This window comes from Thiomicrospira sp. ALE5, from assembly GCF_900112445.1.
In the GTDB taxonomy this organism is placed as follows: domain Bacteria; phylum Pseudomonadota; class Gammaproteobacteria; order Thiomicrospirales; family Thiomicrospiraceae; genus Thiomicrospira.
This window is the reverse complement of record NZ_FOYY01000006.1, coordinates 13,499-39,352: the sequence shown is the minus strand read 5'-3', so window position 1 is coordinate 39,352 and position 25,854 is coordinate 13,499. Positions and strand designations below refer to the sequence as shown.

Sequence of the window (25,854 nt, the reverse complement as noted above, 5' to 3'; positions counted from 1 at the left end):
GTGGCAACACCTAAATCACTCGATGGCCTCTTAACAAAATCAGAGGCCTATCTTAAACCCAACCAAGTTAAGCAAATTATTGCCGCGTTTGAGTTCGGTGATTTAGCACATGCCGGGCAAACACGTAAAGCGGGGGGCGCCTATATCTGGCACCCGGTAGCCGTGGCCGAAATTCTAGCCGAAATTCAACTCGACCACGAAAGCTTAATTGCCGCTATCCTGCACGACGTTATTGAGGACACACCCTACACTAAAAAAGATATCATTGATCGTTTTGGCGAAAAAGTAGCCGACATTATTGACGGGGTCACTAAACTCGGCAAACTCGCATTCGACAATCCACAAGAAGCCCAGGCCGAAAGCTTCCGCAAAATGATGCTGGCGATGTCGCGAGATATTCGGGTGATTTTAATAAAATTAGCCGACCGCCTGCATAATATGCGCACCCTTGGTGTTATGCGTCCAGACAAACAACGCCGTATTGCCCGTGAAACATTAGACATTTATGCCCCTATTGCCGCCCGTTTAGGTATCAATTCATTTCGTACAGAGCTCGAAGACTTGGGCTTTAAAGCCATGTATCCTAGACGATACGCCGCACTTGAAAAAGCGATAAAAAAAGCACGCGGTAACCGCAAAGAGATTGTCGAGCAGATTAGTGATGCCCTCAATGTACGTCTTGTTCAAGAGGGCTACGAAGCCCGAGTGCTAGGCCGTGAAAAACATCTTTACAGCCTGTATAAAAAAATGCGCCAAAAGAAGCTCACCTTTGTCGAGGTGCTGGATATTTTTGCTTTTCGCATCATTGTTCCAAACGTTGATGATTGCTATCGCGCACTAGGCTTAGCTCATTCGTTATACAAACCCTTGCCGGGGAAAATTAAAGACTACATTGCCATCCCTAAAGCCAATGGCTACCAATCGCTACATACGTTATTGTTTGGCCCTTTTGGTGTCCACATTGAAGTACAAATTCGTACCGATGCCATGCACGAAGTATCCGAGCACGGCATCGCTGCCCACTGGCACTATAAGCTGAACAATAAAGGTGCGACACACCCTCATGCCGTCGATGAACGCGCACAGGAGTGGGTACGCAACCTGCTTGAAATCCAACAAAGTGCCGGCAACTCATTAGATTTCTTAGAAAATGTCAAGATCGACCTCTTCCCTGACGTCACCTATGTGTTTACCCCGCAAGGTGATATTGTGACCTTACCGCGCAACGCGACGGCGGTTGATTTTGCCTATGCTGTTCATACCAATCTTGGCCATGCATGCGTTGGTTGTCGAATTGATCGCCAGCTGATGCCATTGCGTACGCCGCTAGAAAGTGGTCAAACTGTTGAAATCATTAAATCGAAAGAAATCCAGCCAAACCCAAACTGGTTAAACTTTGTGACCACCGCTAAAGCACGGAGCCAAATTCGCTCTTTCCTTAAAAACCAGCACGACCAGTCAGCCGAAGAGCTTGGCCAGAAACTGCTCACTAAAGCCCTTGTCCCTCATAATTTAAGCTATGACCAAGTTCGGGAAAAAAATCTTATTGCCCTAATCGAACAACTTCATTTGGACAACTGGTCGCAACTACTTACCGATATTGGTTTAGGTCGCCGCATGGCAGGCCTGGTCGCAAAACAAATTGCCGATAGCATTCAGCCCCGCGACACAACTAATAGCAGCGCAACCGGCCAACAAACACTACCAGCCGCTCACAAAAGCCATCATCATCCACTGGCTATCTCTGGCACAGAAGGCTTGGTCGTCAATTATGCTCAGTGCTGCCACCCAATCCCAGGCGATAAGATTATTGGTTTTATGTCATCAGGCAAGGGACTGGTGATCCATCGTCAAGAGTGCAAAAACGTACGTCACTATCAAAACCAACCGGATAAATGGCTCGATGTTGAATGGTCACTGGATTCAGAACAACTTTTCTCAGTAGATGTACAAGTTGAGGTTAAAAATCAGCGCGGCACCCTAGCGATGGTCGCCTCTGAAATCGCCAACACCAAAACGGATATTCAGCGGGTACGCTCAGAAGACAAGGACGAAACCTATAGCGTGATGCATTTTGTGCTCAGTGTGCGCAACCGCGAACATCTCGAAGATTTACTGCGTCACTTACGTCGTATTCCTGCCATTGAAAAAGCCTTTAGAATTGAATCTCACTAATTTTTGACCGTTATTTAGAGGATTAACTATGCGCCAAACCATCCATACAGATCAAGCTCCCGCTGCAATTGGTACCTATTCACAAGCTGTTCGTGTTGCCGATACCGTTTATCTCTCAGGACAAATTGGGCTGATTCCAGACACCATGACACTGGCTGAGGGTGATATTAGCGAACGTATTCATCAAGTATTTAAGAATCTCAGTGCGGTGTGTGAAGCGGCCGGTGGCAGCTTACAAGATATTGCCAAACTCAATATTTTCCTAACCGACATGAGCCACTTCGCCACGGTTAACGAGATTATGGCGCAGTACTTTCAGCAACCCTATCCAGCCCGCGCTGCCGTCGCGGTCAAGCAATTACCGAAAGACACCGACGTAGAGATGGATGGCGTTATGGTGTTATCACACTACTAAACCTAGATAAGCAGGCACTTAATCAGTATGTCCAGCCCACTCAGTGAACTGCAAGTCAGCGGACTCAAGGGCGTGGGCCCCAAACTCGCCGAAAAACTGGCTAAACTTCAGTTGTATAGCCTGCTTGACTTACTGTTTCATCTTCCGCTTCGCTACCAAGATAAAACCCAACTGACTGACTTAAGCCAGTGCTTGCCCGGCAGTGAAGGCCTGATTGAAGCTGAAATTGTGCAAAGTCGCTTTGTCGGTGGACGCGCGCCCGGGCTTTGGGTCGATTGCCTAAGCCACGACCAGACTCCTATTAGCCTACGTTTTTTCCATGTTAACGCCAACCAAGCGCGCTTTTATCAACGCGGTAAGCGACTGCGTGCCTTTGGCGAATGTAAACTCGGTATGCAAGGCTGGGAAATGATGCATCCTGACTGTGAAGTCTTTAACAGCGAACCGCCGTCGCTGTCACCGTTTTTAACGCCTATTTACCCCACGACCGAAGGCTTAGGCCAAAAAAACCTCCAAAAGCTGATTAAGCAGGCCTGCTTACTGCTCGAACAATACCCGCTCGCCGAACATTTACCCAATCAGCTGCGCGACCAATGGCAACTGCCGGGCATTAACGAAGCCCTACTCACCCTTCATCAGCCGCCGGCCGGCAGTGACATCGGCGCACTGAGCCGAGTGGACACGCCTGCGCAACAACGGCTGATAGTGGAAGAGCTTTTTACCCACCAACTCAGTCTGCAGCGTTTGCGCCAAAGTCAACAAGCGATTCCGGCACCGGCCTTTAACAGTCAAACGAGTCGCGGCTTACAGCAGCTTATTGCGAATCTGCCGTTCCAACTCACCCAAGCCCAACAGCGCGTTTGGCAAGAAATCAGCCAAGATCTGGCGCAACCCAGACCCATGCAACGTCTTGTTCAAGGCGATGTCGGCTCGGGCAAAACCGTGATTGCAGCTATGGCCGCTCAAGTCTGTGCCGAACAGGGCTATCAGGTCGCGATTATGGCCCCAACTGAAATTCTAGCCGAACAGCATCGCCAAGCGATGCAGGCCTGGTTAACACCGCTCGGTCTGCACCTGACCAGTCTCAGTGGACGGCACAAACCGAGCGAGCGCCAACAGATTTTGGCCGCGATTGCCTCAGGTGAAGCTCAAGTGATTGTTGGCACCCATGCGCTGTTTCAAGACAGCGTGGTATTTAAGCAACTCGGCTTGGTCATTATTGATGAGCAACATCGTTTTGGGGTACATCAACGCCTCGCGCTCACCCAAAAAAATCAGACCTCAGACCCCAACCAGCCCGCCTGGCAACCCCATCAACTCACCATGACCGCCACGCCGATCCCGCGCACCCTTGCGATGGCCGCTTACGGTGATTTAGACCTATCGGTCATTGACGAACTGCCACCGGGGCGTCTAGCGATTGATACCGCCGTACTGAGTAATAGCAAACGTTATGAGGTGATGGAACATCTTTACCAGGCCTGCCAACAAGGCGTGCAGGCCTATTGGGTCTGTCCGCTGATTGAAGAATCTGAACAACTCAATGCCCAAGCTGCGGCCAGCACCCTGGCCGAGTTTCAGCAACAATGGCCGGATTTAAAAGTGGGCTTAATCCATGGCAAACTGAAACCGGCTGAAAAAGAACAACTGATGGCCGACTTTAAAGCGCAACAACTACAGGTTTTAGTCGCCACCACCGTTATAGAAGTCGGTGTCAACGTCCCTAACGCCAGCCTAATGATTATTGAAAATGCAGAACGCCTAGGCTTGGCACAACTGCACCAATTACGTGGCCGGGTCGGACGCGGCAGTAAAAAAAGTCACTGTGTGCTGCTCTATCAAGCGCCCTTATCCGAAACAGCGAAAGCTCGCTTACAGATTATGCGCGAAAGTCAGGACGGCTTTGTGATTGCCGAGGAAGACCTCAAAATTCGCGGTCCTGGCGAAGTACTAGGCACGCGCCAAACCGGTGGCCTCAGCTTTCGAATCGCGGATATAAGCCGCGACCAGGCCTGGTTAACCGAGCTGCAACCTGCCGCACACGACTGGCTCGAAACATTGCAACAAAGTGGTGACCTCGCTGGCTTAGAAGCCCGTTGGCTTGCTCATCGTTTGGACTATCACCATGCTTAACATTACTTTAAAAGCACTATGCCGCACGCACGCCTAGCTCAACGTCTCTATGGCGCAGCCGATATAAACCGGCTCACGCTGCAACCTCAGCAGCAGGCCTGGTTATTAGACCGGGCATCACTGACCGCCAAATTGCAGGCACGTTGCGCTCATTTGCAAGTACAACCGCTATTTGAAGGCTGGGGGTCAGCCTATCCGTTTGAACAGCGGGCTGTGGCCAGCGCACCCACACCACACAACCAAAGATTACACAATCAACGCGTGTGGATTCGAGAGGTCATGCTGTGTTGTGGTCCAACACCGTGGATTTTTGCCCGCAGCGTCACGCTAGGGGTCGGGCAAGGACAACCCTGGGCGTTTTTGCGCCAACAAGGACAACAACCCTTGGGTCAACGACTGTTTCAAGATGCCAGCATTCAACGTGATGCCTTTTTATTCAGCCGTTGGCACTGGCCACCCGTTATAGTCCAACCAACATTGGCACGTCATTGTCTTTATAACCGAAAGGGCGCTGAACTGCTACTAACAGAAGTGTTTCTTCCGAAACTGTGGGAGAATTTACATAAAAAAGACCCCAAACAGTTTGACCGTCTGGGGTAGTGACCCCACATGGGGGTCTAACCTCAACCTACGTTGCGACATCGCTTAACTTGTCACATGCAGAATATTACACAAAAGCTATACAAACCACCAATTAAATATTTATAAATGCCTGATAAAGTGAAGCTATTAATTAAATATTTGCATGATTCAGTTCACAGGTTTCTCTTCAAATTGGTTAACCTATACACAAATTGGATAAGTTAAAAAGTCGTTATGGCCAGCATATTGAGGTTCTCAACTCTACTCATAACCAGCAGCATTCTGTTTCAAACAGGCTGCGGGGGCGGGGGTGGCAATAATGTCAGGCCAGACTTACCTGAGCCTATTCAAGAACCGCAGCCGGAGCCAATCCAAGAACCCGAACCAACCATACCCACACCGCCAGACGAAACACAACCTGAACCACCCATGAACCCAATGCCCCAGCCTGGTACGGTGCAATTTTCTGCGCAACAATTACGCTTCGACTTAAATCAATGGTATGCGACTAGCTTTGATGGGAATGGCCAAACTATTGCCATTCTCGACACAGGTTTACGTAACAATCAAACCAATCGAACCCTCTACACTACCGTGGCAGCATCCAATGAACGTTATACCGTGGTGAACGGACAGGTCATGAAAGTCAATGACACTTCCTTGCGTAATGGAACGCATGGTGATGACATGGCACAAATCGCCGCCTCAGTAGATTATGGTATAGCGATTGACGCAACTATTGCACATGGTGTGATTGCAGACACCCAAGGCAGCACCAATCGTATTTCCATATTCAAAGGGCTAGAGTGGGCTAACAGCTTAAACAGCCAAGGCTTTAATGTGCCAGTGATGAATTTATCCTTTAACTATGGTGCTCTAGTCCTTGCGCGTGAGAGTGTCAGCAACAGCCAACTACCATTATCTGAACAAACTATTCGAAACATTAGCAATCAAATCGTTGCCCAAAACCGGGCAATAATACATGCAGCAGGCAATGACGCGATAAGTTTAGTCACTCAAGTCTATAATGACGCCAATTTTGCAGATGCCACCCGTCTAACCCTTGGCCAACACTTATTAATCGTGGGGGCGACCTTTGACAATCAATCTCTGGCCAGTTTTTCAAACTTTCCTGGCCATGATGGAGCCATTCAGAAACGTTTTATTATTGGACCTGGTGCTACTCAAGTCGCTGATTACACCCTTTTCGGCACTTCTGGCGCAGCCGCCAATGTCAGTGGTCTCATTGCGGTGATGCAGCAACGTTGGCAGCACCTTGGTGGCCGCGAACTGACTCAAATACTTCTAGACACCGCCAATAGAGATTTTCCCAATTACAGCGCCAGTTTACATGGCATGGGTATGCTTGATGCCGATGCCGCCTTTAGTCCTGTCGGCACCACATCAATTGCATTTGAAAACCAAACCTATTCTATGCAGTCACTGGCAGTGAGTTTGCCGGCAGGCTATGAACCGGTCACGCTCAATACCGCTATCCTGGATAGCTATCAACGCGATTTTGCCATTCAAATGACCAGTGTTACCCAACCACGTCAAGGTCATTTTAGACAAGCGTTCAACCAGGCCTGGCCGACACCGCCACGAACCTTCTCACTTGACAACAGCCAGATGTCATTAAGTATCAGCCCACAAACCGAGCTCAATAGCTACCAGCCCATGATTCAACACAGCCAACTGGGCTTTAACCAATTTGCGCAAGATCAACAACTCACCTTGTTCAATATTGGACTCTATCAACCCACACAGCAAACCGGTTGGTACGCCAGTGTCGCGCAATCAAGCCAAACCAATCAGCAGGCCTGGTTATTAGCCCGTCAGCAAGGACGTTGGCAATGGGGTGGCTATCAAACTCAAGGCGACAGCCTACTCAACTGGGCGGGACTCAACCAACGCAACCAACAGGGCGTCTTTGCGATTTGGCACCCCACACTGACCCAAGACTGGCTGAGTGTTGGCTATAACTGGCAGCAAGCGCAAGAGCCAGGTACGCAATTGCTCACCAATGTTACCGAAACCCAAACCAGCCAATGGCTAAGCCTACACAACCCCTATCGCATCATGGGTTTTCATGCCCAAATGGATATTTATCAACAACAAAACCAACTCGACTTTACCGCCGCGATTAGCGAATCTATTGGGAACGGTAGCTTGCGCTTTTATCGCCAAAACCTGCGTACGACCAGACAAAATGAAGGGGTGAGCCTGCAACTTCAGCACCCTCATTGGCAAATTCGTTGGCAACAAGACCAATTTGACCAGGCCTGGTTAGTGCGCTACCGGCAGGCCTTTTAACAGCCTGCCGCAAACCAAATATCACTCTCACCCTTTTTGCACGCTTTTGCGTTAAAATACACGACTTTTCTTTGATACTTTTTGATACCAACTGATGGGATGTTTATGACGCGTTTACAACGAATTGCCCAATTAAAACAACTTCTTACCGAACGTGTGGTCGTATTAGATGGCGCAATGGGCACGATGATTCAGGGCTTAAACCTGAATGAAGAAGATTTTCGTGGCGAACGCTTTGCTGACTATCACATGGATATCAAAGGCAATAACGACATTCTCGTCGTAACGCAACCCCAACTAATTCGCGATATTCATCTAGGCTTTTTGCGCCAAGGCGTCGATATTCTGGAAACCAACTCGTTTAACGCCACCACGATTGCGCAAGCCGATTACGATATGCAGGATCAGGTGCGGGCGATTAATATTTGCGCTGCGCAAGTTGCGCGTGATGCCTGTGACATCGCCGAATCCGAAGATGGCAAACCGCGTTTTGTCGCCGGGGTGCTCGGCCCAACAAACCGTACCGCCTCCATTTCACCGGATGTGAATGACCCGGGCTTTCGTAACACCAGCTTTGATGAGCTGGTCGGTGCCTATGTGCAAGCGACCGAAGCCTTATTAGAAGGCGGCGCAGATGTTATTTTGATTGAAACCATTTTTGATACCCTCAACGCCAAAGCCGCGATTTTTGCCGTAAAACAAGTTGAAGACGCGCTGGGTGAAGAAATTCCAATAATGATAAGTGGCACCATCACTGACGCTTCAGGGAGAACCCTGTCCGGCCAAACCACCGAAGCTTTTTATAATGCGATTCGTCATGCCAAACCGCTATCGGTTGGCCTCAACTGTGCGCTCGGCCCGAAAGAATTACGCCCCTATGTCGAAGAACTCAGCCGGATTGCTGAATGTTATGTATCGGTGCATCCGAATGCAGGCCTGCCAAATGAATTTGGTGAATATGACGAAACTCCTGAACAAATGGCGGCTGAAGTACAAACCTGGGCGCAAGCCGGTTGGCTGAATATTATCGGCGGCTGTTGCGGCACTACGCCGGATCATGTTGCAGCGATGGCTCAGGCGGCACTCGCCCATCCACAACGCACTATTCCAGAGATTAAAAAAGCCTGTCGCTTGTCTGGCTTAGAGCCAATGACGATTGACGACACCACCCTGTTTGTCAATGTCGGTGAGCGTAACAACGTCACAGGTTCAGCGCTGTTTAAACGGTTAATTATCGAAGATAACTACGAACAAGCGGTTGAAATCGCAGTCAAACAAGTCAATGATGGCGCACAGATTATTGATGTCAACATGGACGAAGGCATGTTGGATGCCAAGGCCTGCATGACGCGCTTTTTGAATATGATGGCCGGGGAGCCGGATGCCGCACGGGTGCCAGTGATGATTGACTCATCGAAATGGGAAGCGATTGAAGCCGGACTCAAATGTATTCAAGGCAAGGGCATTGTTAACTCGATCTCGCTAAAAGAAGGTGAGGAAAAATTCCTCGAACAAGCCAAGCTCATTCAGCGTTATGGTGCCGCCACCATCGTGATGGCGTTTGATGAGGACGGCCAAGCCGATACCTTTGCGCGTAAAAAAGAAATCTGTAAGCGCTCGTATGATTTATTGGTGGCAAATGGCTTCCCGCCGGAAGACATAATTTTTGACCCGAATATTTTTGCCGTTGCCACCGGCATTGAAGAACATAATAACTATGCGGTGGACTTTATCGAAGCCACTGGCTGGATTAAACAAAACCAGCCTTATGCCATGGTGTCCGGCGGCGTATCGAACGTATCCTTTTCGTTCCGTGGCAATAATCCGGTACGCGAAGCGATTCACTCGGTATTTTTGTATTACGCGATTCAGCAAGGCATGGATATGGGGATTGTCAACGCCGGGCAAATGGCAATTTATGACGACCTCGACCCAGAACTGAAGCAAGCGGTTGAAGACGTTATTCTTAACAAAGACCCGGAAGCAGCCGACCGTTTACTGGAAGTGGCGGAAAAATTCCGTGGCGACGGCTCGGTACAAGGCAAAGAATCAGACATCAAGTGGCGTGAAGCTTCGGTTGAAAAGCGCTTAGAACACGCACTGGTTAAAGGCATTACCGACTTTATTGAAGATGACACCGAAGAAGCACGCACTACGCTCGGTTCGCCATTGCAAGTGATCGAAGGGCCACTCATGGACGGCATGAATGTGGTCGGCGATTTATTTGGCGCGGGCAAAATGTTCTTGCCACAGGTGGTCAAGTCTGCGCGGGTGATGAAACGTGCGGTGGCGTATTTACAGCCGTTCCTAGAAGCAGAAAAATCTTCCGGTCAAGCCAAAGGCAAGATTGTCATGGCGACCGTCAAAGGCGATGTGCATGACATCGGCAAAAACATTGTCGGCGTGGTGTTGCAGTGTAATAACTTTGAAGTGATTGACCTGGGCGTGATGGTGCCGGCAGAAAAAATTCTCGACACCGCGCTGGCTGAAGGCGCGAATGTCATCGGTTTGTCGGGTTTGATTACGCCGTCGTTAGAAGAAATGGTACATGTTGCCAAAGAAATGCAACGTCGCGGTATGAATATTCCGTTATTAATCGGTGGTGCGACCACCTCCAAAGCCCATACTGCGGTCAAAATCGAACCGCAATATGAGCATCCAGTGGTCTATGTGAAGGACGCCTCGCGTGCGGTCGGTGTGGCGCAAAGCTTGATTTCTAACGAACTGAAAGCCGATTTTGCCGCTAAAATTCGTGAAGAGTATGTACAACTGCGTGAAGAGCGTAAAGCACGTGCGCAACAAGTTAAACGTGTACCGCTTAACAAAGCACGTGACAATGCTATCCCGATTGATTGGACGGATTACACCCCGCCCAAACCCAAATTCCTCGGCAAAAAAGTATTCGATAACATTGCGCTAGAAGACCTCTTACCGCGCATCGACTGGTCACCGTTTTTCCAATCCTGGGATTTGCATGGCCTTTATCCGCGCATTTTAGACGATAAGATTGTTGGCGAAGAAGCGAAAAAAGTGTTTGCCGATGCGCAAACCATGCTAAAACAAATCATTGACGAAAAATGGCTGACCGCTCGTGCGGTGATTGGCTTTTATCCTGCGAATGCGGTGGGCGACGATATTGAGCTGTACACCGATGAATCACGTGAAAAAGTCCTCGCTCGTCTGCATAACCTGCGCCAACAAGCGGAAAAAAAACCAGGGCAATACAATCAGTGTTTGAGTGATTACATTGCGCCGAAAGCGAGTTCAGCAGGCCTGGTGCTGCCTGATTATATCGGTGCGTTTGCGGTCACCGCCGGAATTGGCATTGACGAGCATATCGCCCGTTTTGAAGCCGCGCATGACGACTATAACTCAATCATGGTTAAAGCACTGGCCGACCGTTTAGCCGAAGCCTTAGCCGAGCATCTGCATGAATTAGTGCGTAAGGACCTCTGGGGTTATGCCGCCGATGAGCAATTAACCAACGAAGAGCTGATCAAAGAAAAATATCAAGGGATTCGTCCGGCACCCGGTTATCCGGCCAATCCGGAACACACCGAAAAAGGCACGCTCTGGGAACTGTTGCAGCCAGATCAAGAAATTGGTTTAGAACTGACATCCAGCTATGCAATGACGCCAACCGCAGCGGTATCCGGCTGGTATTTTGCGCATCCGCAAAGCAAATATTTCGGCGTCGGTTCAATAGGTCGTGACCAAGCCGAAGACTATGCCCATCGTAAAGGTTGGACTATCGCCGAAGCCGAAAAATGGCTCGCCCCCAACCTGGGCTACGATCCAGAGGATTTTAACTAGGTTTTGCTTCAGGTAAGCGATTTAGTTATGATAAAACGTCATTAATAAACATTGAGTTAGAGGTGATGGAATGCACGCTGTTTACCACTGCAATTTAGATGAACTCAATGAGGAATTCATTGCCAACTTAAAAAAACAATTCACTCATGCCAAGGTCGATATCGCCATTCGCGAAATGGATGAAACCGACTATTTAAATAGTAATACCGCTAACCGCGCGCATTTGGATGCCGCGATAGCTCAGGTTAATCAAGCGAATCTAATCAAAAAGACACCGACTGAACTCGGCTTATGATTATCTCGTTTACAGAAAAGGCTTGGCTTGATTATAGTGACTGGGCTGTGCAAGATAAAAAAGTATCTAAACGTATTCAGCGTTTAATACAAGAGAGTCTACGTGATCCGTATGCCGGCATAGGAAAGCCAGAACCTTTAAAAAACAACTTGCTGGGCTACTGGTCAAAACGAATCACCGATGAGCATCGTTTGGTTTATCGTTTAGAAAACGAAAACCTAATTATTATTTCTTGTCGCTTCCACTACCAACTTTAGTGTTGCTGAGGCTTGCTTTAACCTAAGCGCTTACTTAAAAACCTGTTAAAACTCTGCATAACTTAAAGGTGCATGGTTAGACATAAAAAAGGCTGGGAATCCCAGCCTTTTTGCTCTGTTGCATGGCGATGTTTCGGTTGTCGGCGATAATCTTTTTTCGATTTATGCCCCACTGATTTACCGCTGAACAACTGCATCATGTCCATAAAGACGACATTGCGTTGTTGTTTGTGCTGCGCTTTACGTTTAGCCATGGTGTATAATCTCCTTAAATTTCATTATCCTATCTATTATAAAACAATAGATGATAATGATACATGACACCTACCTAATTCTTAATCATCAGCATGTCACAACGCAATCATCTAACAAGCATAAAATTTGGTTACGGCCTGCGCGATTTCGTGCAAAAAGAAGGCTATAACCGCCAGCATCTGACCAAAGATATTGTGGCCGGTGTCACTGTGGGCATCTTAGCCATTCCGGTTTCGATGGCATTGGCTACCGGTATTGGTATTTCGCCAATCTACGGCCTCTACACCGCGATTGTGGCTGGCTTTGTGACCGCTTTATTAGGTGGCTCACGATTTAGTGTCGCTGGTCCCACCGCGTCACTGGTTATCTTACTCATTCCAGTTACCGAAACCTATGGTCTGCTGGGCATCATCACCGTCTCCTTGCTCACCGGCCTGTTATTAATGATGATGGCCTACTATCGGTTTGGACGCTGGATCGAATATATCCCAGAAACCATTACGCTCGGCTTTACCACCGGAATTGCTGCGGTAATTATTCTGCTGCAAATCAATTTTTTCTTTGGCTTAGAGCTCAGCAATCTACCGAGCAATTTTCTAGAGCGCTTAGGGATTATGTTACAAAGCCTGCTCACCCAAGTCCATTGGCCTTCAGCCGCGATTGGCGGTTTTACTCTGCTATTTATGACACTTTGGCTAAAAATGGGTTTTAAATTTCCGGGTCATTTACCAGGCCTGGTCGCGGCCAGTGTCGTGACCTTTTTTTGGAATCAGTATGGCGCCGAGGTCCTCACCGTTGGGCAACTCTTTGGTGAAATTCCGCACCACTTTCCCATATTCCAAGGCCTGTTAATGCTAGAGCAGCTACAGGGGATGGCGGTGCGCGACATCTGGGATATGGTCAAATTTTTATTGCCCATTGCCTTTGCACTGGCGATTTTGATTGCGATGGAATCGCTGTTTTGCGCAGCGGTACTGGACAGCAAAGGCAATACGCGTCATTCACCCAATAGCGAACTGATGGGGCAAGGCGTTGGTAATATCGCGTCGGCACTGTTTGGTGGCTTTGCATCCAGTGGCGCGATTGCACGCTCGATTACGAATTTGCGCGCCGGTGCCGTGTCACCCGTTGCGGCGATAGTTCATGCTATCGTGGTGCTGTTTGCGATTTTCTTCTTAGCAGGCCTGCTGGTTCATTTACCCCTGCCGGCCATGTCGGCCTTACTCATTTTGGTGGCCTGGCGCATGAGCGAATTTCCACGTGCCATTGAACTGGTGCGCAATGCCGAGCGGGGCGATAAACTCGTTTATATCGCCTGTTTTAGCGTCATTATTTTAGTCGATATTGTCTATGCCGTTATTGTTGGAATGGTACTTGCCTCGATTTTATTTATTAAAGAAATCGCCGAAATGACTAAACTACAAAACCTAGGCGAAAGCAAACGCTACCATGCAGAAAACTTACCTGAAAACTGGTCGATTTATCGCATACAAGGGCCCTTATTTTTTGCCGCTGCCGATCGCATCTTTGGTGAGCTCGCCACTCACCTGCCTCATCAACAAGGTATCGTCATTCAAATGGATGCCGTCACTATTCTTGATTCCGGTGGCTTGTCTGCGTTACGCCGCTTCATTGCAAGTGCACAAGCACAAAATGTTGAAATCTATCTAAGCGAGCTGCAGTTCCAACCACTGCGAACCTTGGCTCGTTATGGCTTGGATAAATTTGGCGAGCATTTTCAACTTTTTGCTAATCTTGATGATGCCCAAATAGCGGCCAAACAGCTTGCTACCAATCGGCTTGAACCTGCGCAGAAAGATGGATCTTCAGACACCCTAACGCCAGTTTCACAATAAATTAATTTTATGCCATGTAAAAATCCTCAAGCTTTAGCGATACTGGGTTTTCAGGCAAAATAGCATAAAAATAGTTTATGGAGTAATCCTATGGAAATATCCGTCTGGAATGGCTATCTAGCTGGTTTTGCAATCGGCTTGTTCGTTATTCTTCATTTTTGGTTACTGGGCAAGCCAGCCGGCTGTTCAACCGGTTATGGCAATCTTTGCGGCTTGGCTTTTCCCAAGGTCAAATTTTTCCGTATTGGCGAGTACAGCAATCTAAATAACTCAAAACTCTGGTTTTTAATCGGTATACCGCTTGGCGGCTTAATTTCGGCGCTGACATCAGTTGAGAGCTGGCATCTCAGCTTTGATATGGGACTCTATGAACAAGTGTTACCACAAACCTACTCTGCCAAAGCGATTTGGCTAATTTTTGGCGGCATGCTATTAGGTTTCGGCGCCCGCTTGGCAGGAGCCTGTACAACCGGTCATGCGTTGGTTGGTGGTGCGATGCTTAACCCCGCTAGCCTTATTGCCGGCGCGGTCTTTTTTACCAGCGCATTGATTACCACTCACCTATTATTTGGACTTTAAATCATGTGGCAATTTATTAGAAACCCGAATTTTTTAGCACTAGGCATGGGCGCACTGTTTGGTTTTTTAATGAGCCGTGCGGGCGCAACCACCTATGATTTTCATGTCAAAATGTTTATGTTTGAAGACATGCAGCTGATGAAGGTTATCGTCACAGCGGTAGTGGTCGCCATGCTAGGCGTCTATCTACTCAAACGCTTTAATGTCCGCTCCATCACCACCAAAACACCGGTCGACTTTGTTAAAAAGCCCTATCAACAGGGTCTTATTTTAGGTGCGATGCTGTTTGGAATTGGTTGGGGCATGACCGCGGCTTGCCCAGGCACGATTCCGGCCATGATGGCAGAGGGCAAAATCGGGGCACTATTCACCTTCTTGGGATTAATTTTAGGCACCCTAGCTTATGGCATTCTAAAAACCTATTTACTTCATGCCAAGGAAACACGCAGCGGCTAATGACATTAGCCGCGTAAGCCCTACAGCGTTTTTTTAACATAATCTGAAGTCAAGTCAAAATTCCAGTATAATGCGATTTTTTTATCGTTATACTTTAAGGCTCATCATGTCCACCGATCATATCCGCAATATCGCCATCATCGCTCACGTTGACCATGGCAAAACCACTCTTGTTGACCAACTTCTACGCCAATCAGGTACGCTTGACCAGCGTAAAGACTTGGGTGAACGGGTCATGGACTCAAACGATCAAGAGAAAGAACGTGGTATCACTATATTGTCTAAAAACACCGCTGTTAATTGGAACGACTACCGTATTAACATCGTCGATACGCCTGGACATGCTGACTTTGGTGGTGAAGTTGAGCGTATTTTATCGATGGTTGATTCGGTATTGTTATTGGTTGATGCGGTTGAAGGCCCGATGCCACAAACCCGTTTTGTGACTCAAAAAGCCTTGCAGCAAGGTTTGAAGCCTATTGTTGTTGTTAACAAGGTTGACCGTGATGCTGCGCGCCCTGACTGGGTTGTAGACCAAACCTTTGATTTATTTGATCGTTTAGGTGCCACCGATGAGCAAATGGACTTCCCGATCTTGTTTGCTTCTGGTTTTAATGGCTATGCCGGTCATGATTCGGATGTACGCTCGGGTGACATGACGCCGATTTTTGAAACCATCGTTGAAAAGGTGCCGGCTCCAGATGTTGATTTAGCCGGTCCTTTCCAATTGCAGTGTATTTCCTTGGCTTATGACACCTATAAAGGCGTCATCGGCACGGGCCGTATCAAGCGTGGTGCAGTGCAATCCGGGATGACGGTTGCGGTTGTTGACAAAGAAGGCAACAAACGTAATGCAAAAATAGCGGAACTGTTTGGTTTTCATGGCTTAGATCGCGTCAATGTTGACGAAGCCCATGCCGGCGATATTGTGGCATTTAGTGGCCTGGATCCACTCAATATTTCTGACACCCTCTGCGATGTAAACCACCCAGAAGGCTTACCCGCTCTGACTGTTGATGAACCCACGGTAAGTATGACATTCCAAGTTAACACGTCACCTTTTGTAGGCCAAGAGGGCAAGTTGTTAACCTCACGTCAAATCCGTGAACGTTTAGACAAAGAGCTATTAACTAACGTAGCACTGCGCGTTGAAGAGACCGAGGATGCTAACAAGTTCCGTGTTTCAGGTCGTGGTGAGCTGCATTTGTCGGTACTTATTGAAACCATGCGCCGCGAAGGCTTTGAGCTAGGGGTATCACGTCCAGAAGTTATTTTCCGTGAAATTGATGGCGAAGTGTGCGAGCCTTATGAAACACTAACCGTTGATGTCCCCGAAGAAAACCAGGGTACCGTCATGGAACAGCTAGGTATACGTAAAGCCATTATGAGCGATATGGCACCCGATGGCCAAGGGCGCGTCCGTATTGACTTTACCATTCCATCACGCGGCTTAATCGGCTATCGTACAGAGTTTTTAACCGCTACCCAGGGTAATGGTCTTATTTTTAGTAGTTTTTCTCATTATGGACCAAAATTTGAAGGCAGCGTCGGTGAACGTAGCCGTGGGGTGCTCATTGCGATGAGCACTGGTAAAGCATTAGGTTTTGCCCTATACAACTTACAAGACCGTGGTCGTTTGTTTATTGGCCATGGCGATGAAGTTTACGAGGGTCAGATAATCGGTTTGCACAGCCGTGAAAACGACTTAACGGTTAACGCACTCAAAGGCAAGCAATTAACCAATATGCGTGCATCTGGCACGGATGAGGCCATTGTTTTAACCCCACCGATTCGCTTTACGCTGGAACAAGCGCTTGAGTTTATTGACGATGACGAATTGGTTGAAGTCACGCCACAATCAGTGCGCATTCGTAAAAAGCATCTAACTGAAAACGATCGTAAGCGCCATAGCCGTAGCAAGGCGGCTAGCTAACAGGCAATGAGCTTGCGCCAGCTCTACCCAGCCATTGAGCCTTACCAACAAGCCTGGTTGCCTGTTGGTAATGGGCATCAAATCTATTACGAGCAATCCGGTAACCCACAGGGTATTCCAATCCTGTTCGTTCACGGTGGGCCTGGCGGGGGTTGCTCGCCTAGTCACCGGCAGTTTTTCGATCCCCAGGCCTATCGCATCATTTTATTTGATCAGCGCGGGTCTGGGCGCTCAACCCCTCATGCGAGTCTGGAACATAACACGACTGCGCATCTTTTAGCCGATATGGAATCCCTACGCCAACACTTAACTATTGAGCAATGGGGACTGTTTGGTGGCTCTTGGGGTTCAACTCTATCATTAGCTTACGCACAGACTTATCCACAGCGGGTACTGGGCTTAATCCTACGTGGTATCTTCCTTTGTCGTGATCAAGATATTGCTTGGTTTTACCAGCAAGGCGCAAGCGCCCTCTTCCCAGATTACTGGCAAGACTACCTTGCACCTATACCGCCAGCACAACAAAATGACCTAATTTCAGCCTATTATCAACAACTTACTGGTGATGATGAAGTCGCTAGGATGCGTGCTGCCGAAGCCTGGTCTGTCTGGGAAGGGCGCACCTCCACACTGGTAAGCAACCCAGATATTGTGGATCACTTTGCTGATCCTCACCATGCACTCGCCATGGCACGGATTGAATGTCATTACTTTATGCACAAGTCGTTTTTACAAGAAAATCAACTGTTAAAGGATGTTTATAAACTACCTAATGTGCCCGCTTGGATTATCCATGGCCGCTATGATGTGGTTTGTCCAATCGAGCAGGCTTATGCGTTGCACCAGGCCTGGCCGCAGGCAGAGTTGATTGTTTGCCCCAACAGTGGTCATTCAGCCTTTGAAGCGGAAATCACCCACAGCTTGATCACCACGACAACGCATTTTTCATCTTTAGTGTGAATAAATGACAGACATTAAACAGAAATACGCTACAAAGAAATAGAACAAATTATAATAATTAGTCTGAGTTCCAAATTAAGGCAAAACCCTATGCAATATCAAATTGAAGACCATGAAGCTCAAAGTGCTAAAACGCCTCATCAAATATATAGCTTAAATATTATTTTGCTTCATCTACTGTTACCTGTGGCGCTACTCAAAACCAGTAGTAACATGGCCGTGTTTATTCTTGTACCTATACTGTCAATTGCCGTACTGAGCTATATCCGCTTTAAGGCGAATCAAATCGTTGCAGACGACAGCTGGTTTGTGCGCGCCAATTGGATGCTGGCATGGCGCCGCGGTCGTTTGTTAATGATAAGTTATGCGGTTGCTTCAGTCCTCGTTATGCTGTATTTGATTATCAATGTACTTATGCCAAGTGGTATGACCATGAATAACTTTGCAGATGACGGCAGCTCTACCCCCATATTTCAAGTCATTATCATGTTCTTCGGTGCTGCAATCGTGTTTTTTACCGCACTGATTACCTTTATCCAGACTGGGATTTCAGTATACGATGCCAGTAAAGGTATTATTGACAAACAAATTTCCCATTATTTGCCGCGCACTGACGCATCAAATATCGAAAAAGGGGAATATAACGACCGCGAACCTGGCTTAGCACGCAGCGAGTCAACTGAACAAAACACGAGCGAGCCTAAATAAGTGCTGCATAAAATAACCACTCGGCTAAAATCTATGCGACCAGTGACCTGGGTGATTATTATCTCCCTGGTCATGTTTGTCTTGTTGCTGAACATCGTGCCACAGGGGCGTGATTATGATCGTGCAATTTTACCTTGGAACGCAACGGTTAATGAACAAGGACAAGTGCTCGCACTGGGTCTAACCCTCAATGAATCGACGCTTAGAGAGGTCAGTCAGTTGTATGGACGCGATATCGAAGTCAAGCTATTTGAATTGCCTAGTGGTGAGCGCTCTGCTGAAGCCTATTTACATTCGGCCTATGTCGGCACCATTCATACTGCACTGGTCGCAAAGCTCAATTTAACTCCGCAACAACTTGATGAGTATTTTGCGCGGGGTGCCAGAATCACTGTATCACAACAGGGTGCACGTGAAGTGCTGCTAAACAGTCAAGATACTTTAGATTTGTTTAATTATCCGATTGGCGAAATCACCATGGTGCCTCGTCGTCGTTTAACCGCGGAGGCCATTGAAAAACGCTTTGGCGCGCCAGCATCCATTCGCACCGATGACGATGGCATTGCCTATTGGTATTTTCCTGATAAGGGCTTAGAGCTATTGCTCCTTGAAGGCAGCAATGACATCTTACGCTTTAAGCCCCTAGCCGCCTTTAACGGCGAGTGATGACTAATAGCGGCCTAGTTCTAGGACTTGAGTCGCTAATTTCTCCATTGATTCACCATCAAACTTAACCGCCGTTACCGTCACGTAATATTCGTTATTGCGCCCACCGGAGCAAGGTGGCATATAGGCCCCAGCAATATCCCAACTTGGATTGCGATGCGGTTCAATTAAAAAGAATCCTTTGGGTAACTCAAAACTATGCCCTGGCACATGCTCCACCCATACCTTTTCGACCGGTACATTCAACGCAAATCCAAATCGTCCATGACCACCATTATCCATCGGCGCAAAACTGCGATCACTGTATTCAAACATAATTAAGTTGGTATCAGCGGGAATATCGCTGAGCATCAAGGCCGGTGAACGAGGTTGTTCGCCACCAAATTTTTGACACTGCATCCCTGCAGGAATCTTTTGACCATCCCACGCTGGATCACCCAGTTCGACGGTAAACGCCTGTGCGGATAAGCTGGTCGCCAATCCTAAGCTCAACGCTAGCAAACCTGTTTTAACGGCTTTCATTCATGACACTCCCAAGTATGTTAAATTTTGCTCACTTATTCGGCTTAAGCCAGCCTAAGTCAGATTTATTTTACGCTTTTTAAATCAAAATCGGGTATGCTTGGCACTCTTTTCATCGCGGTTTGGTTTGCATGCACTTCAGATCGCTTCATTATAGGTCTTAAGTATGACATTTGATCAACTCGCACTCCATCCGGCTTTAGTGCAAGCCATTGCCGACGAAGGCTATACCCAACCCACACCGATTCAACAAGCCGCGATTCCATTAGTGCTTGCAGGTGACGACTTAATGGCCGCTGCCCAAACAGGTACCGGAAAAACCGCCGGCTTTACCCTGCCGTTGCTCCATCGCTTACAAGACGGCCAAGCCGCCAAGCCCAATCAAGTACGCGCGTTGATTTTAACCCCCACTCGTGAACTGGCCGCACAAGTCCATGAAAGCGTGGTCAACTACGGGCAACATTTGCCCTTACGGGCCGGGGTAGTATTTGGTGGCGTCAGCATTAACCCACAAATGATGAAACTGCGTCGAGGTTTAGATATTTTGGTCGCCACACCGGGTCGTTTACTCGACCTCCATCAACAAAATGCCGTTAAATTTGATCAGCTTGAAGTCTTAGTGCTAGACGAAGCTGATCGGATGCTCGACATGGGCTTTATCCATGATTTAAAGCGTATTGCTAAGCTGTTGCCCAAAAAACGTCAAACACTGATGTTTTCGGCTACCTTTTCAGATTCGATTAAGCAGTTAGCGCATCAATTTTTGAACGCACCAAAACAAGTATCGGTGACCCCGCCTAACACCACGACTGAACTAGTGCTACAAACAGTTATCCCAGTCGATAAAGCCAAAAAAACGGAATTACTGATTCATTTAGTCGCCTCGCAAAACTGGCAACAGGTGCTAGCCTTTTCTAAAACCAAGCACGGCGCTAACCGCATCTGTGAAAAACTCATTAGTGCGGGCATTCCAGCGGCCGCGTTACATGGCAACAAAAGCCAAGGCGCACGGACTAAAGCCCTGGCTGATTTTAAAGCCAATAAAATTCGTGTGTTAGTGGCGACCGATATCGCCGCGCGTGGCATTGATATTGACCTACTACCCCACGTAATTAATATTGATTTGCCCAACGTGGCTGAAGATTATGTACACCGTATTGGCCGTACTGGCCGAGCCGGATCTAAAGGTGAAGCCTTATCTTTAGTCTGTGCTGATGAAGTCGAACTCCTCGCTGGCATTGAGCATCTTACCGGTAAGCTATTACCGCGTCGCTTCGAAGATGGCTTTGAACCCAATCATTCCGTGCCTGAAACCTCATTGGATCGCAAACCACGTCGTACTAAACCTGCGGCCAGCAGCAGGCCTGCTAATGGTCGCACTGGCGCAGGAAAGCCAGGTGGGCGTGGTGGACGCAGTGGTGGCCAAGGCAACAAAGGCAGTGACTCGGCCTCAGCAGGCAAAGCACCGGCTAAACGCGGTCGCTGGCCAAGCCGCTAGTTTTCGCGGCAACAGTCTACTGACCGGTAAAAAGGTCTAGCAGATTGTTGTGCTGCAACACCTCACGACTATCAATAAACCAACGCGGGGCCAATAAAGGTCCGTCCACCTCCACCGGCAATTTAGCACCAGCTAAAAAACCGAGCGGCGTGGGCGGTTGCTTATAATCCAAGATGAGTTGTCCCCGCGTTAGACTGGTCGGCAAGTGAACTTGCCCACGTCCGCTTATATCAAAGTTCGTCGATAGCAGCTTAATCGGTCGCACCGTCATCACCCCATCGACTATTTGCCCTGCCACACCAAGTTGTCTAAATTCAGTTGAATCCCCTGCTTGTGGAATTTGTGCCATGAGCAAACGATTCAAATCCAAACCGCGATACTCGCCGTTAAGCAACTGCAATTCAAACTGGCCTTGCGCATTATATTTGAGTGCCTGCTCATTGGAACCGGCGGTTTGAATCGTCGCTTGACCATTCAACTGCCCTGATAAATCACGGTAATCCATGATGGCCGCTAACCAATCACCTAACATCACCTCATGCCAGTGCCAATTTAACCCAAATGCAGGCGTGTCACCGGTCACATCAATTAACATATCCCCGGCCCAATGACCTTGATACAAATCGACTCGCAACGGATTAAGCTCCACCAGGCCTGCTTCACCACTCATCTTGGCCTGAATATTCTGGTAAAGACCGCCCCATAATGTAAGGGCATTAATCGCTAGTTCACCCTCAAAAGGGGTTTCACGTAACGTGGTCACCGGTACGGCAATCGGCAAATAGGTTTCACCAGGCTGCAAACTCGAATGCGCTCGGTAAAAATCCATGTCCAGCTCATCAAGCGTTAAGGCTAACTGCAGCTTAACTTGGTCTCTAAACTCAATCTGCCCGGTTAGCTCGGTATGATCCAAGGATAAGGGTGCCATGTCCAATGACCAGGCCTGCGGCTCACCGCGCGTGTCAAGTTGGCCACTGAGACGCGTAAAGGCATCATCGGCGACAAAGTGAGGCCAATGGGCACCCAACACTTCGGTCAACTCACGTGGGTTCAAGTTGACAAGGTGCGCACTGAGTGACCAATTCAGTGTCGGCTGCCAAGTGATCGAACCTTCGGCTGTCATCACCTTCTCTGCTTGATGGCCTTGTCGCCACACCAGTTCTTGCCAGCTCAGCGTTTGGGTGCTTTTATCATAAGCCAACGGATTAATCAGAATGCGCTGTAATTTTTCGGCTAAATAAAACTCCATATCAATGAACCAGGCCTGCTGGTCATGCTGGCTCATACCTGCCGCGCCTTGCCAATCGTTAATACTGGCAATAGGTTGTTCTTGACCGATTTCACCCCAACTGAGTGTGCTGACCAGCCATTCAATCCCTACAGGATTAGCCTGCTGTTGACGGACTAAATCACCTAGTGAGAGCCTAATGGTGACTTCATCAACTTCAGCATGCCACCAAAAATCTTGCCATTCACCCTTTAAGCTAAGTTGATCAGCTTGGATGGCAAACGGCCATTTTTGCGCGCGCACTTCGCCATTAAATTCCGCCTCAATACCTAGCTTCTGATTCAGCTCATTGGCAATCAGCGGCTGATACTTATTAAAGTCAATCAGATGCAAGGCAATATAAAATGCGGCGACGACAAAAATAATCAAGGTAGCAATAATGATCGCAATCGCTTTAAACCATCGCACTAGCGGATGACGCGGTGGTCGCGTTTGCGGTGTCGATGAATCAGATGATGAGGATGTTGCGTCTGCTACGGACATAGCCCACTCCTTGCCTTAATTAAATCCTGAAACCCATCTAAACCCACTGGGCCAATAAACTATTTAAATAACGGTGTCCTTGTTCGGTCAGGTTCAACCTGCGCGCCGTAATAGCCGCATCAGCAGGTGATAGGGTTAACCAGCCCTGATGCGCCAACTCATTAAGTTGCGCTTCCCAATGATCCGCCACTAAACCAGTGCGCTCACTGATCAAGGACACATCAAACCCTTGCTGTAATCTTAACCCATTTAACATAAATTCAAACAGCCGTTCATCCGGCTCAACCTGCCACCAACGCCCCAACTGTTTTGGATTCTGCGCTGCCAGCCCCTGTTGCATCGCTTGATTCACCTCACGAATATAACTCCCCGGTGAGCTGGGCATTTGCGAGCGCCAAATAGCCTGCTCATTCACAAAGGTCAATTTACCATGCGCACCCGCACCTAAGCCAAGATAGTCGCCAAACTGCCAGTAGTTCAGGTTATGCTGGCAGGCCTGCTGCGCTTTAGCATAGGCGGACACTTCGTAATGTTGATAGCCCGCCGCGGCTAAGCGGCTCTGACAGGCTTCTTGCATCTCCCAACAATGATCATCATCCGGCAGCACAGGTGGTTGGCGATAGAAGGGCGTATTTGGCTCTAGGGTTAATTGATAATGAGATAGGTGACCGGTATCGGCGGCTAAGGCCTGCCCTAAATCATCTAGCGCTTGTGCGAGCGTTTGGTTGGGTAAACCATACATCAAATCGAGATTAATCCGCTCAAAGCCGACTGCCTTAGCAGTGGCAATCGCCGACCAGGCCTGCTGCTCGTCATGAATACGCCCTAACGCCTGAAGATGCTCAGGGTTGAAGCTCTGAATGCCAATCGACAAACGATTAACACCCGCTGCATGAAAGGCTGCAAATTTTGCTTCATCAACGGTGCCCGGATTGGCCTCAAGGGTGATTTCACAGCCTGCAGCGAGCGGCAGCAGTTGGCGAACATGGGTCATTAAATGACTAAAGCCTGCTGCCGACATTAAGCTCGGCGTCCCGCCGCCAAAAAAAATGGACTGAATGGGGCGACCCCAAATCAACGGCAAACTGGCGGTTAACTGGGCAATCACCGCGTCTAAATAAAGACGCTCTTGCTCGGCTGTACTTGTTTCTGCCGTTTTCGCTACTTTCGCTTGGTGTGAATTAAAGTCGCAGTAAGGACACTTTTGTACACACCAAGGATAATGAATATATAGGCTGAGTGGAATATGCGGGCTAAAAACCCAAGTATCTGCTGGGGTCATTGGGGCGTGGGCAAGGCTATCCATGACGACACCCGCTCCGTTATTCAACCGAAAGCTGGCTGACGAGTGCTTTTAAGGCTTGCGCGCGGTGACTGTGCTGGTTTTTCACCTCGGCCGATAACTGCGCCGCTGTGCACTGCCATTTAGGCAAATAAAACACCGGATCATAACCAAACCCACCACTACCTTCCGGTTGGCGTAAAATCTCGCCGTGCCATCGACCCAACCCAATTAACGGCGTAGGGTCTTGCGCGTGACGCACCACGACCATTGCACAAAAATAACTGGCTTGTCGCTCACCATCCGGCACATCATGCATCATTTCAAGTAGTTTATAGAGGTTTTGAGTGTCATTCGCACCCCGGCCGGCATAACGCGCCGAGAAAATCCCCGGCTCGCCTTGTAACGCAGTGACTTCTAAACCTGAGTCATCCGCAATCGCGGGCAGTCCGGTACGACTGGCGGCATAACGCGCTTTAATCAGTGCGTTTTCAATGAAACTATGGCCGGTTTCAACCGCTTCTTCACTAAAATACTCTCCTTGCGGACGTACATCGCGCCCAGGCAACAAGGCTTTTAGCTCGGCAATTTTGCCGGGATTATTCGAAGCTAACACCAAGGTACTCATCATAAGCCTGCCTGTTGACGCCATTGGCTGATTGCGGCTTGCTGGACGACGGCAATCTGCGCAATCGCCTGCTGACCTAAACGTAACATTTCATTAAGTTGCTGCAAATTAAACGGTTGCTGCTCAGCGGTACCTTGTACTTCAATACACTCACCCGCTGCGGTCATCACCAAATTCATATCGGTATCGGCTTGCGAATCTTCGGCATAGTCTAAATCTGCCACAACCTCACCTTGCACGACACCCACCGAAATCGCCCCAATCGCATGACGAATCGGGTCTTCAACTAACTCACCACTGGCTTGTAAGCGTGTTATCGCCATGACCAACGCAACATAAGCACCATTAATTGCTGCGGTACGGGTACCGCCATCGGCTTGCAATACATCACAATCAATCTTAAAGGTACGCTCACCTAGCGCATTAAGATTGGTACTCGCGCGCAAACTGCGTCCAATCAAGCGTTGGATCTCTTGCGTACGCCCTGATGCTTTACCAGCGGTCACTTCGCGACGCATGCGAGTATGAGTCGAACGCGGTAACATGCCATACTCCGCTGTGATCCAACCCTGGCCTTGGCCTTTTAAAAAAGACGGTACTGCGTTTTCTACACTCACATTACACAGTACCTGCGTATTGCCACACTTCACCAGAACAGATCCCTCTGCATGGCAGGTAAAATCAGGTATAAAAGAAATATCACGAATTATTTCTGCGGCTCGTCCACTCGGTCGCATGGCCATCCTTTAGCAAAACT

At 48.4% G+C, this 25,854-nt stretch carries 22 protein-coding genes; 16 read left to right on the top strand and 6 right to left on the bottom strand.

Going from position 1 to position 25,854, the window contains the following annotated elements; translation table 11 throughout:
• The 8 genes from BM293_RS09700 (at position 1) to BM293_RS09665 (ending at position 11,983) form a co-directional block, all read left to right on the top strand.
• Positions 1 to 2,175: a RelA/SpoT family protein gene (locus BM293_RS09700; RefSeq protein WP_093449008.1), complete on the top strand. Its 2,175-nt coding sequence runs from the start codon at positions 1 to 3 to the stop codon at positions 2,173 to 2,175.
• A 28-nt stretch (positions 2,176 to 2,203) separates the two neighbouring features.
• Positions 2,204 to 2,590 (top strand): RidA family protein, encoded by a 387-nt coding sequence (locus BM293_RS09695; RefSeq protein WP_093449006.1) that lies wholly within the window; start codon positions 2,204 to 2,206, stop codon positions 2,588 to 2,590.
• A 27-nt stretch (positions 2,591 to 2,617) separates the two neighbouring features.
• Positions 2,618 to 4,723, top strand: coding sequence for an ATP-dependent DNA helicase RecG (recG, locus tag BM293_RS09690; protein ID WP_093449004.1), 2,106 nt, complete (start codon positions 2,618 to 2,620; stop codon positions 4,721 to 4,723).
• Between the two features lie 18 nt (positions 4,724 to 4,741).
• Positions 4,742 to 5,323 carry a chorismate--pyruvate lyase family protein gene (locus BM293_RS09685; protein WP_093449001.1) on the top strand — a complete coding sequence of 194 codons (582 nt, stop codon included), beginning with the start codon at positions 4,742 to 4,744 and terminating at the stop codon, positions 5,321 to 5,323.
• 216 nt (positions 5,324 to 5,539) lie between these two features.
• On the top strand, positions 5,540 to 7,618 hold the full coding sequence (locus BM293_RS09680) for a S8 family serine peptidase (RefSeq protein ID WP_093448998.1): 2,079 nt from the start codon (positions 5,540 to 5,542) through the stop codon (positions 7,616 to 7,618).
• Between the two features lie 105 nt (positions 7,619 to 7,723).
• Positions 7,724 to 11,431, top strand: coding sequence for a methionine synthase (gene metH, locus BM293_RS09675; RefSeq protein ID WP_093448995.1), 3,708 nt, complete (start codon positions 7,724 to 7,726; stop codon positions 11,429 to 11,431).
• Positions 11,432 to 11,501: 70 nt separating this feature from the next.
• Positions 11,502 to 11,726 (top strand): hypothetical protein, encoded by a 225-nt coding sequence (locus BM293_RS09670; RefSeq protein WP_093448993.1) that lies wholly within the window; start codon positions 11,502 to 11,504, stop codon positions 11,724 to 11,726.
• Positions 11,723 to 11,983, top strand: a complete 261-nt coding sequence (locus BM293_RS09665) for a Txe/YoeB family addiction module toxin (RefSeq protein ID WP_093448990.1) — start codon at positions 11,723 to 11,725, stop codon at positions 11,981 to 11,983. The genes BM293_RS09670 and BM293_RS09665 overlap by 4 nt, the downstream gene beginning before the upstream one ends.
• A 62-nt stretch (positions 11,984 to 12,045) precedes the next feature.
• Here the strand turns inward: BM293_RS09665 and BM293_RS09660 are convergent, their stop codons facing one another.
• Complete coding sequence (locus BM293_RS09660) at positions 12,046 to 12,237, bottom strand: hypothetical protein (protein WP_093448988.1); 192 nt, start codon at positions 12,235 to 12,237, stop codon at positions 12,046 to 12,048.
• A gap of 93 nt (positions 12,238 to 12,330) precedes the next feature.
• Between BM293_RS09660 and dauA the strand changes: the two genes are divergently transcribed.
• The 7 genes from dauA to BM293_RS09625 all read left to right on the top strand — a co-directional run bounded on the left by dauA (position 12,331) and on the right by BM293_RS09625 (position 19,396).
• The gene (gene dauA / locus BM293_RS09655; RefSeq protein ID WP_234968980.1) at positions 12,331 to 14,094 is read left to right on the top strand and encodes a C4-dicarboxylic acid transporter DauA; all 1,764 of its coding nucleotides are present in this window, start codon (positions 12,331 to 12,333) and stop codon (positions 14,092 to 14,094) included.
• Between the two features lie 90 nt (positions 14,095 to 14,184).
• Positions 14,185 to 14,673 (top strand): YeeE/YedE family protein, encoded by a 489-nt coding sequence (locus BM293_RS09650; protein ID WP_093448985.1) that lies wholly within the window; start codon positions 14,185 to 14,187, stop codon positions 14,671 to 14,673.
• Positions 14,674 to 14,676: 3 nt separating this feature from the next.
• On the top strand, positions 14,677 to 15,129 hold the full coding sequence (locus tag BM293_RS09645) for a DUF6691 family protein (protein WP_093448982.1): 453 nt from the start codon (positions 14,677 to 14,679) through the stop codon (positions 15,127 to 15,129).
• Between the two features lie 106 nt (positions 15,130 to 15,235).
• Positions 15,236 to 17,062 carry a translational GTPase TypA gene (gene typA / locus BM293_RS09640; RefSeq protein WP_200770631.1) on the top strand — a complete coding sequence of 609 codons (1,827 nt, stop codon included), beginning with the start codon at positions 15,236 to 15,238 and terminating at the stop codon, positions 17,060 to 17,062.
• 6 nt (positions 17,063 to 17,068) lie between these two features.
• Entirely contained in the window at positions 17,069 to 18,022 is a 954-nt protein-coding gene (pip, locus tag BM293_RS09635) for a prolyl aminopeptidase (protein WP_234968979.1), read from the top strand.
• 90 nt (positions 18,023 to 18,112) lie between these two features.
• The gene (locus BM293_RS09630; RefSeq protein WP_093448977.1) at positions 18,113 to 18,730 is read left to right on the top strand and encodes a hypothetical protein; all 618 of its coding nucleotides are present in this window, start codon (positions 18,113 to 18,115) and stop codon (positions 18,728 to 18,730) included.
• 33 nt (positions 18,731 to 18,763) lie between these two features.
• The gene (locus BM293_RS09625; protein WP_234968978.1) at positions 18,764 to 19,396 is read left to right on the top strand and encodes a hypothetical protein; all 633 of its coding nucleotides are present in this window, start codon (positions 18,764 to 18,766) and stop codon (positions 19,394 to 19,396) included.
• A gap of 3 nt (positions 19,397 to 19,399) precedes the next feature.
• On the opposite strand, the gene BM293_RS09620 is transcribed toward BM293_RS09625, so the two are convergent.
• Positions 19,400 to 19,918, bottom strand: coding sequence for a hypothetical protein (locus BM293_RS09620; protein ID WP_093448975.1), 519 nt, complete (start codon positions 19,916 to 19,918; stop codon positions 19,400 to 19,402).
• Between the two features lie 166 nt (positions 19,919 to 20,084).
• Between BM293_RS09620 and BM293_RS09615 the strand changes: the two genes are divergently transcribed.
• Positions 20,085 to 21,416, top strand: a complete 1,332-nt coding sequence (locus BM293_RS09615; RefSeq protein WP_093448972.1) for a DEAD/DEAH box helicase — start codon at positions 20,085 to 20,087, stop codon at positions 21,414 to 21,416.
• Positions 21,417 to 21,432: 16 nt separating this feature from the next.
• Here BM293_RS09615 and BM293_RS09610 read toward each other — a convergent pair whose 3' ends face one another.
• Genes BM293_RS09610 through rph form a run of 4 tightly spaced genes read right to left on the bottom strand, consistent with a single transcriptional unit; the run spans position 21,433 to position 25,834 of the window.
• Complete coding sequence (locus tag BM293_RS09610; RefSeq protein WP_093448969.1) at positions 21,433 to 23,187, bottom strand: AsmA family protein; 1,755 nt, start codon at positions 23,185 to 23,187, stop codon at positions 21,433 to 21,435.
• A gap of 37 nt (positions 23,188 to 23,224) precedes the next feature.
• Positions 23,225 to 24,493: a radical SAM family heme chaperone HemW gene (hemW, locus tag BM293_RS09605; protein WP_093448967.1), complete on the bottom strand. Its 1,269-nt coding sequence runs from the start codon at positions 24,491 to 24,493 to the stop codon at positions 23,225 to 23,227.
• Positions 24,494 to 24,509: 16 nt separating this feature from the next.
• Positions 24,510 to 25,100 carry an RdgB/HAM1 family non-canonical purine NTP pyrophosphatase gene (gene rdgB, locus BM293_RS09600; RefSeq protein ID WP_093448964.1) on the bottom strand — a complete coding sequence of 197 codons (591 nt, stop codon included), beginning with the start codon at positions 25,098 to 25,100 and terminating at the stop codon, positions 24,510 to 24,512.
• Positions 25,097 to 25,834, bottom strand: coding sequence for a ribonuclease PH (gene rph / locus BM293_RS09595; RefSeq protein ID WP_093448961.1), 738 nt, complete (start codon positions 25,832 to 25,834; stop codon positions 25,097 to 25,099). The genes rdgB and rph overlap by 4 nt, the downstream gene beginning before the upstream one ends.
• Between the last annotated feature and the right edge of the window lie 20 nt (positions 25,835 to 25,854).

Bases quoted from the DNA above. Each gene is read 5' to 3' on its own strand.
- BM293_RS09695 (WP_093449006.1), top strand. From the start codon at position 2,204: ATGCGCCAAACCATCCATACAGATCAAGCTCCCGCTGCAATTGGTACC.
- recG (WP_093449004.1), top strand. From the start codon at position 2,618: ATGTCCAGCCCACTCAGTGAACTGCAAGTCAGCGGACTCAAGGGCGTG.
- BM293_RS09685 (WP_093449001.1), top strand. From the start codon at position 4,742: ATGCCGCACGCACGCCTAGCTCAACGTCTCTATGGCGCAGCCGATATA.
- BM293_RS09680 (WP_093448998.1), top strand. From the start codon at position 5,540: ATGGCCAGCATATTGAGGTTCTCAACTCTACTCATAACCAGCAGCATT.
- metH (WP_093448995.1), top strand. From the start codon at position 7,724: ATGACGCGTTTACAACGAATTGCCCAATTAAAACAACTTCTTACCGAA.
- BM293_RS09670 (WP_093448993.1), top strand. From the start codon at position 11,502: ATGCACGCTGTTTACCACTGCAATTTAGATGAACTCAATGAGGAATTC.
- BM293_RS09665 (WP_093448990.1), top strand. From the start codon at position 11,723: ATGATTATCTCGTTTACAGAAAAGGCTTGGCTTGATTATAGTGACTGG.
- BM293_RS09660 (WP_093448988.1), bottom strand. From the start codon at position 12,237: ATGGCTAAACGTAAAGCGCAGCACAAACAACAACGCAATGTCGTCTTT.
- dauA (WP_234968980.1), top strand. From the start codon at position 12,331: ATGTCACAACGCAATCATCTAACAAGCATAAAATTTGGTTACGGCCTG.
- BM293_RS09650 (WP_093448985.1), top strand. From the start codon at position 14,185: ATGGAAATATCCGTCTGGAATGGCTATCTAGCTGGTTTTGCAATCGGC.
- BM293_RS09645 (WP_093448982.1), top strand. From the start codon at position 14,677: ATGTGGCAATTTATTAGAAACCCGAATTTTTTAGCACTAGGCATGGGC.
- typA (WP_200770631.1), top strand. From the start codon at position 15,236: ATGTCCACCGATCATATCCGCAATATCGCCATCATCGCTCACGTTGAC.
- pip (WP_234968979.1), top strand. From the start codon at position 17,069: ATGAGCTTGCGCCAGCTCTACCCAGCCATTGAGCCTTACCAACAAGCC.
- BM293_RS09630 (WP_093448977.1), top strand. From the start codon at position 18,113: ATGCAATATCAAATTGAAGACCATGAAGCTCAAAGTGCTAAAACGCCT.
- BM293_RS09625 (WP_234968978.1), top strand. From the start codon at position 18,764: ATGCGACCAGTGACCTGGGTGATTATTATCTCCCTGGTCATGTTTGTC.
- BM293_RS09620 (WP_093448975.1), bottom strand. From the start codon at position 19,918: ATGAAAGCCGTTAAAACAGGTTTGCTAGCGTTGAGCTTAGGATTGGCG.
- BM293_RS09615 (WP_093448972.1), top strand. From the start codon at position 20,085: ATGACATTTGATCAACTCGCACTCCATCCGGCTTTAGTGCAAGCCATT.
- BM293_RS09610 (WP_093448969.1), bottom strand. From the start codon at position 23,187: ATGTCCGTAGCAGACGCAACATCCTCATCATCTGATTCATCGACACCG.
- hemW (WP_093448967.1), bottom strand. From the start codon at position 24,493: ATGGATAGCCTTGCCCACGCCCCAATGACCCCAGCAGATACTTGGGTT.
- rdgB (WP_093448964.1), bottom strand. From the start codon at position 25,100: ATGATGAGTACCTTGGTGTTAGCTTCGAATAATCCCGGCAAAATTGCC.
- rph (WP_093448961.1), bottom strand. From the start codon at position 25,834: ATGCGACCGAGTGGACGAGCCGCAGAAATAATTCGTGATATTTCTTTT.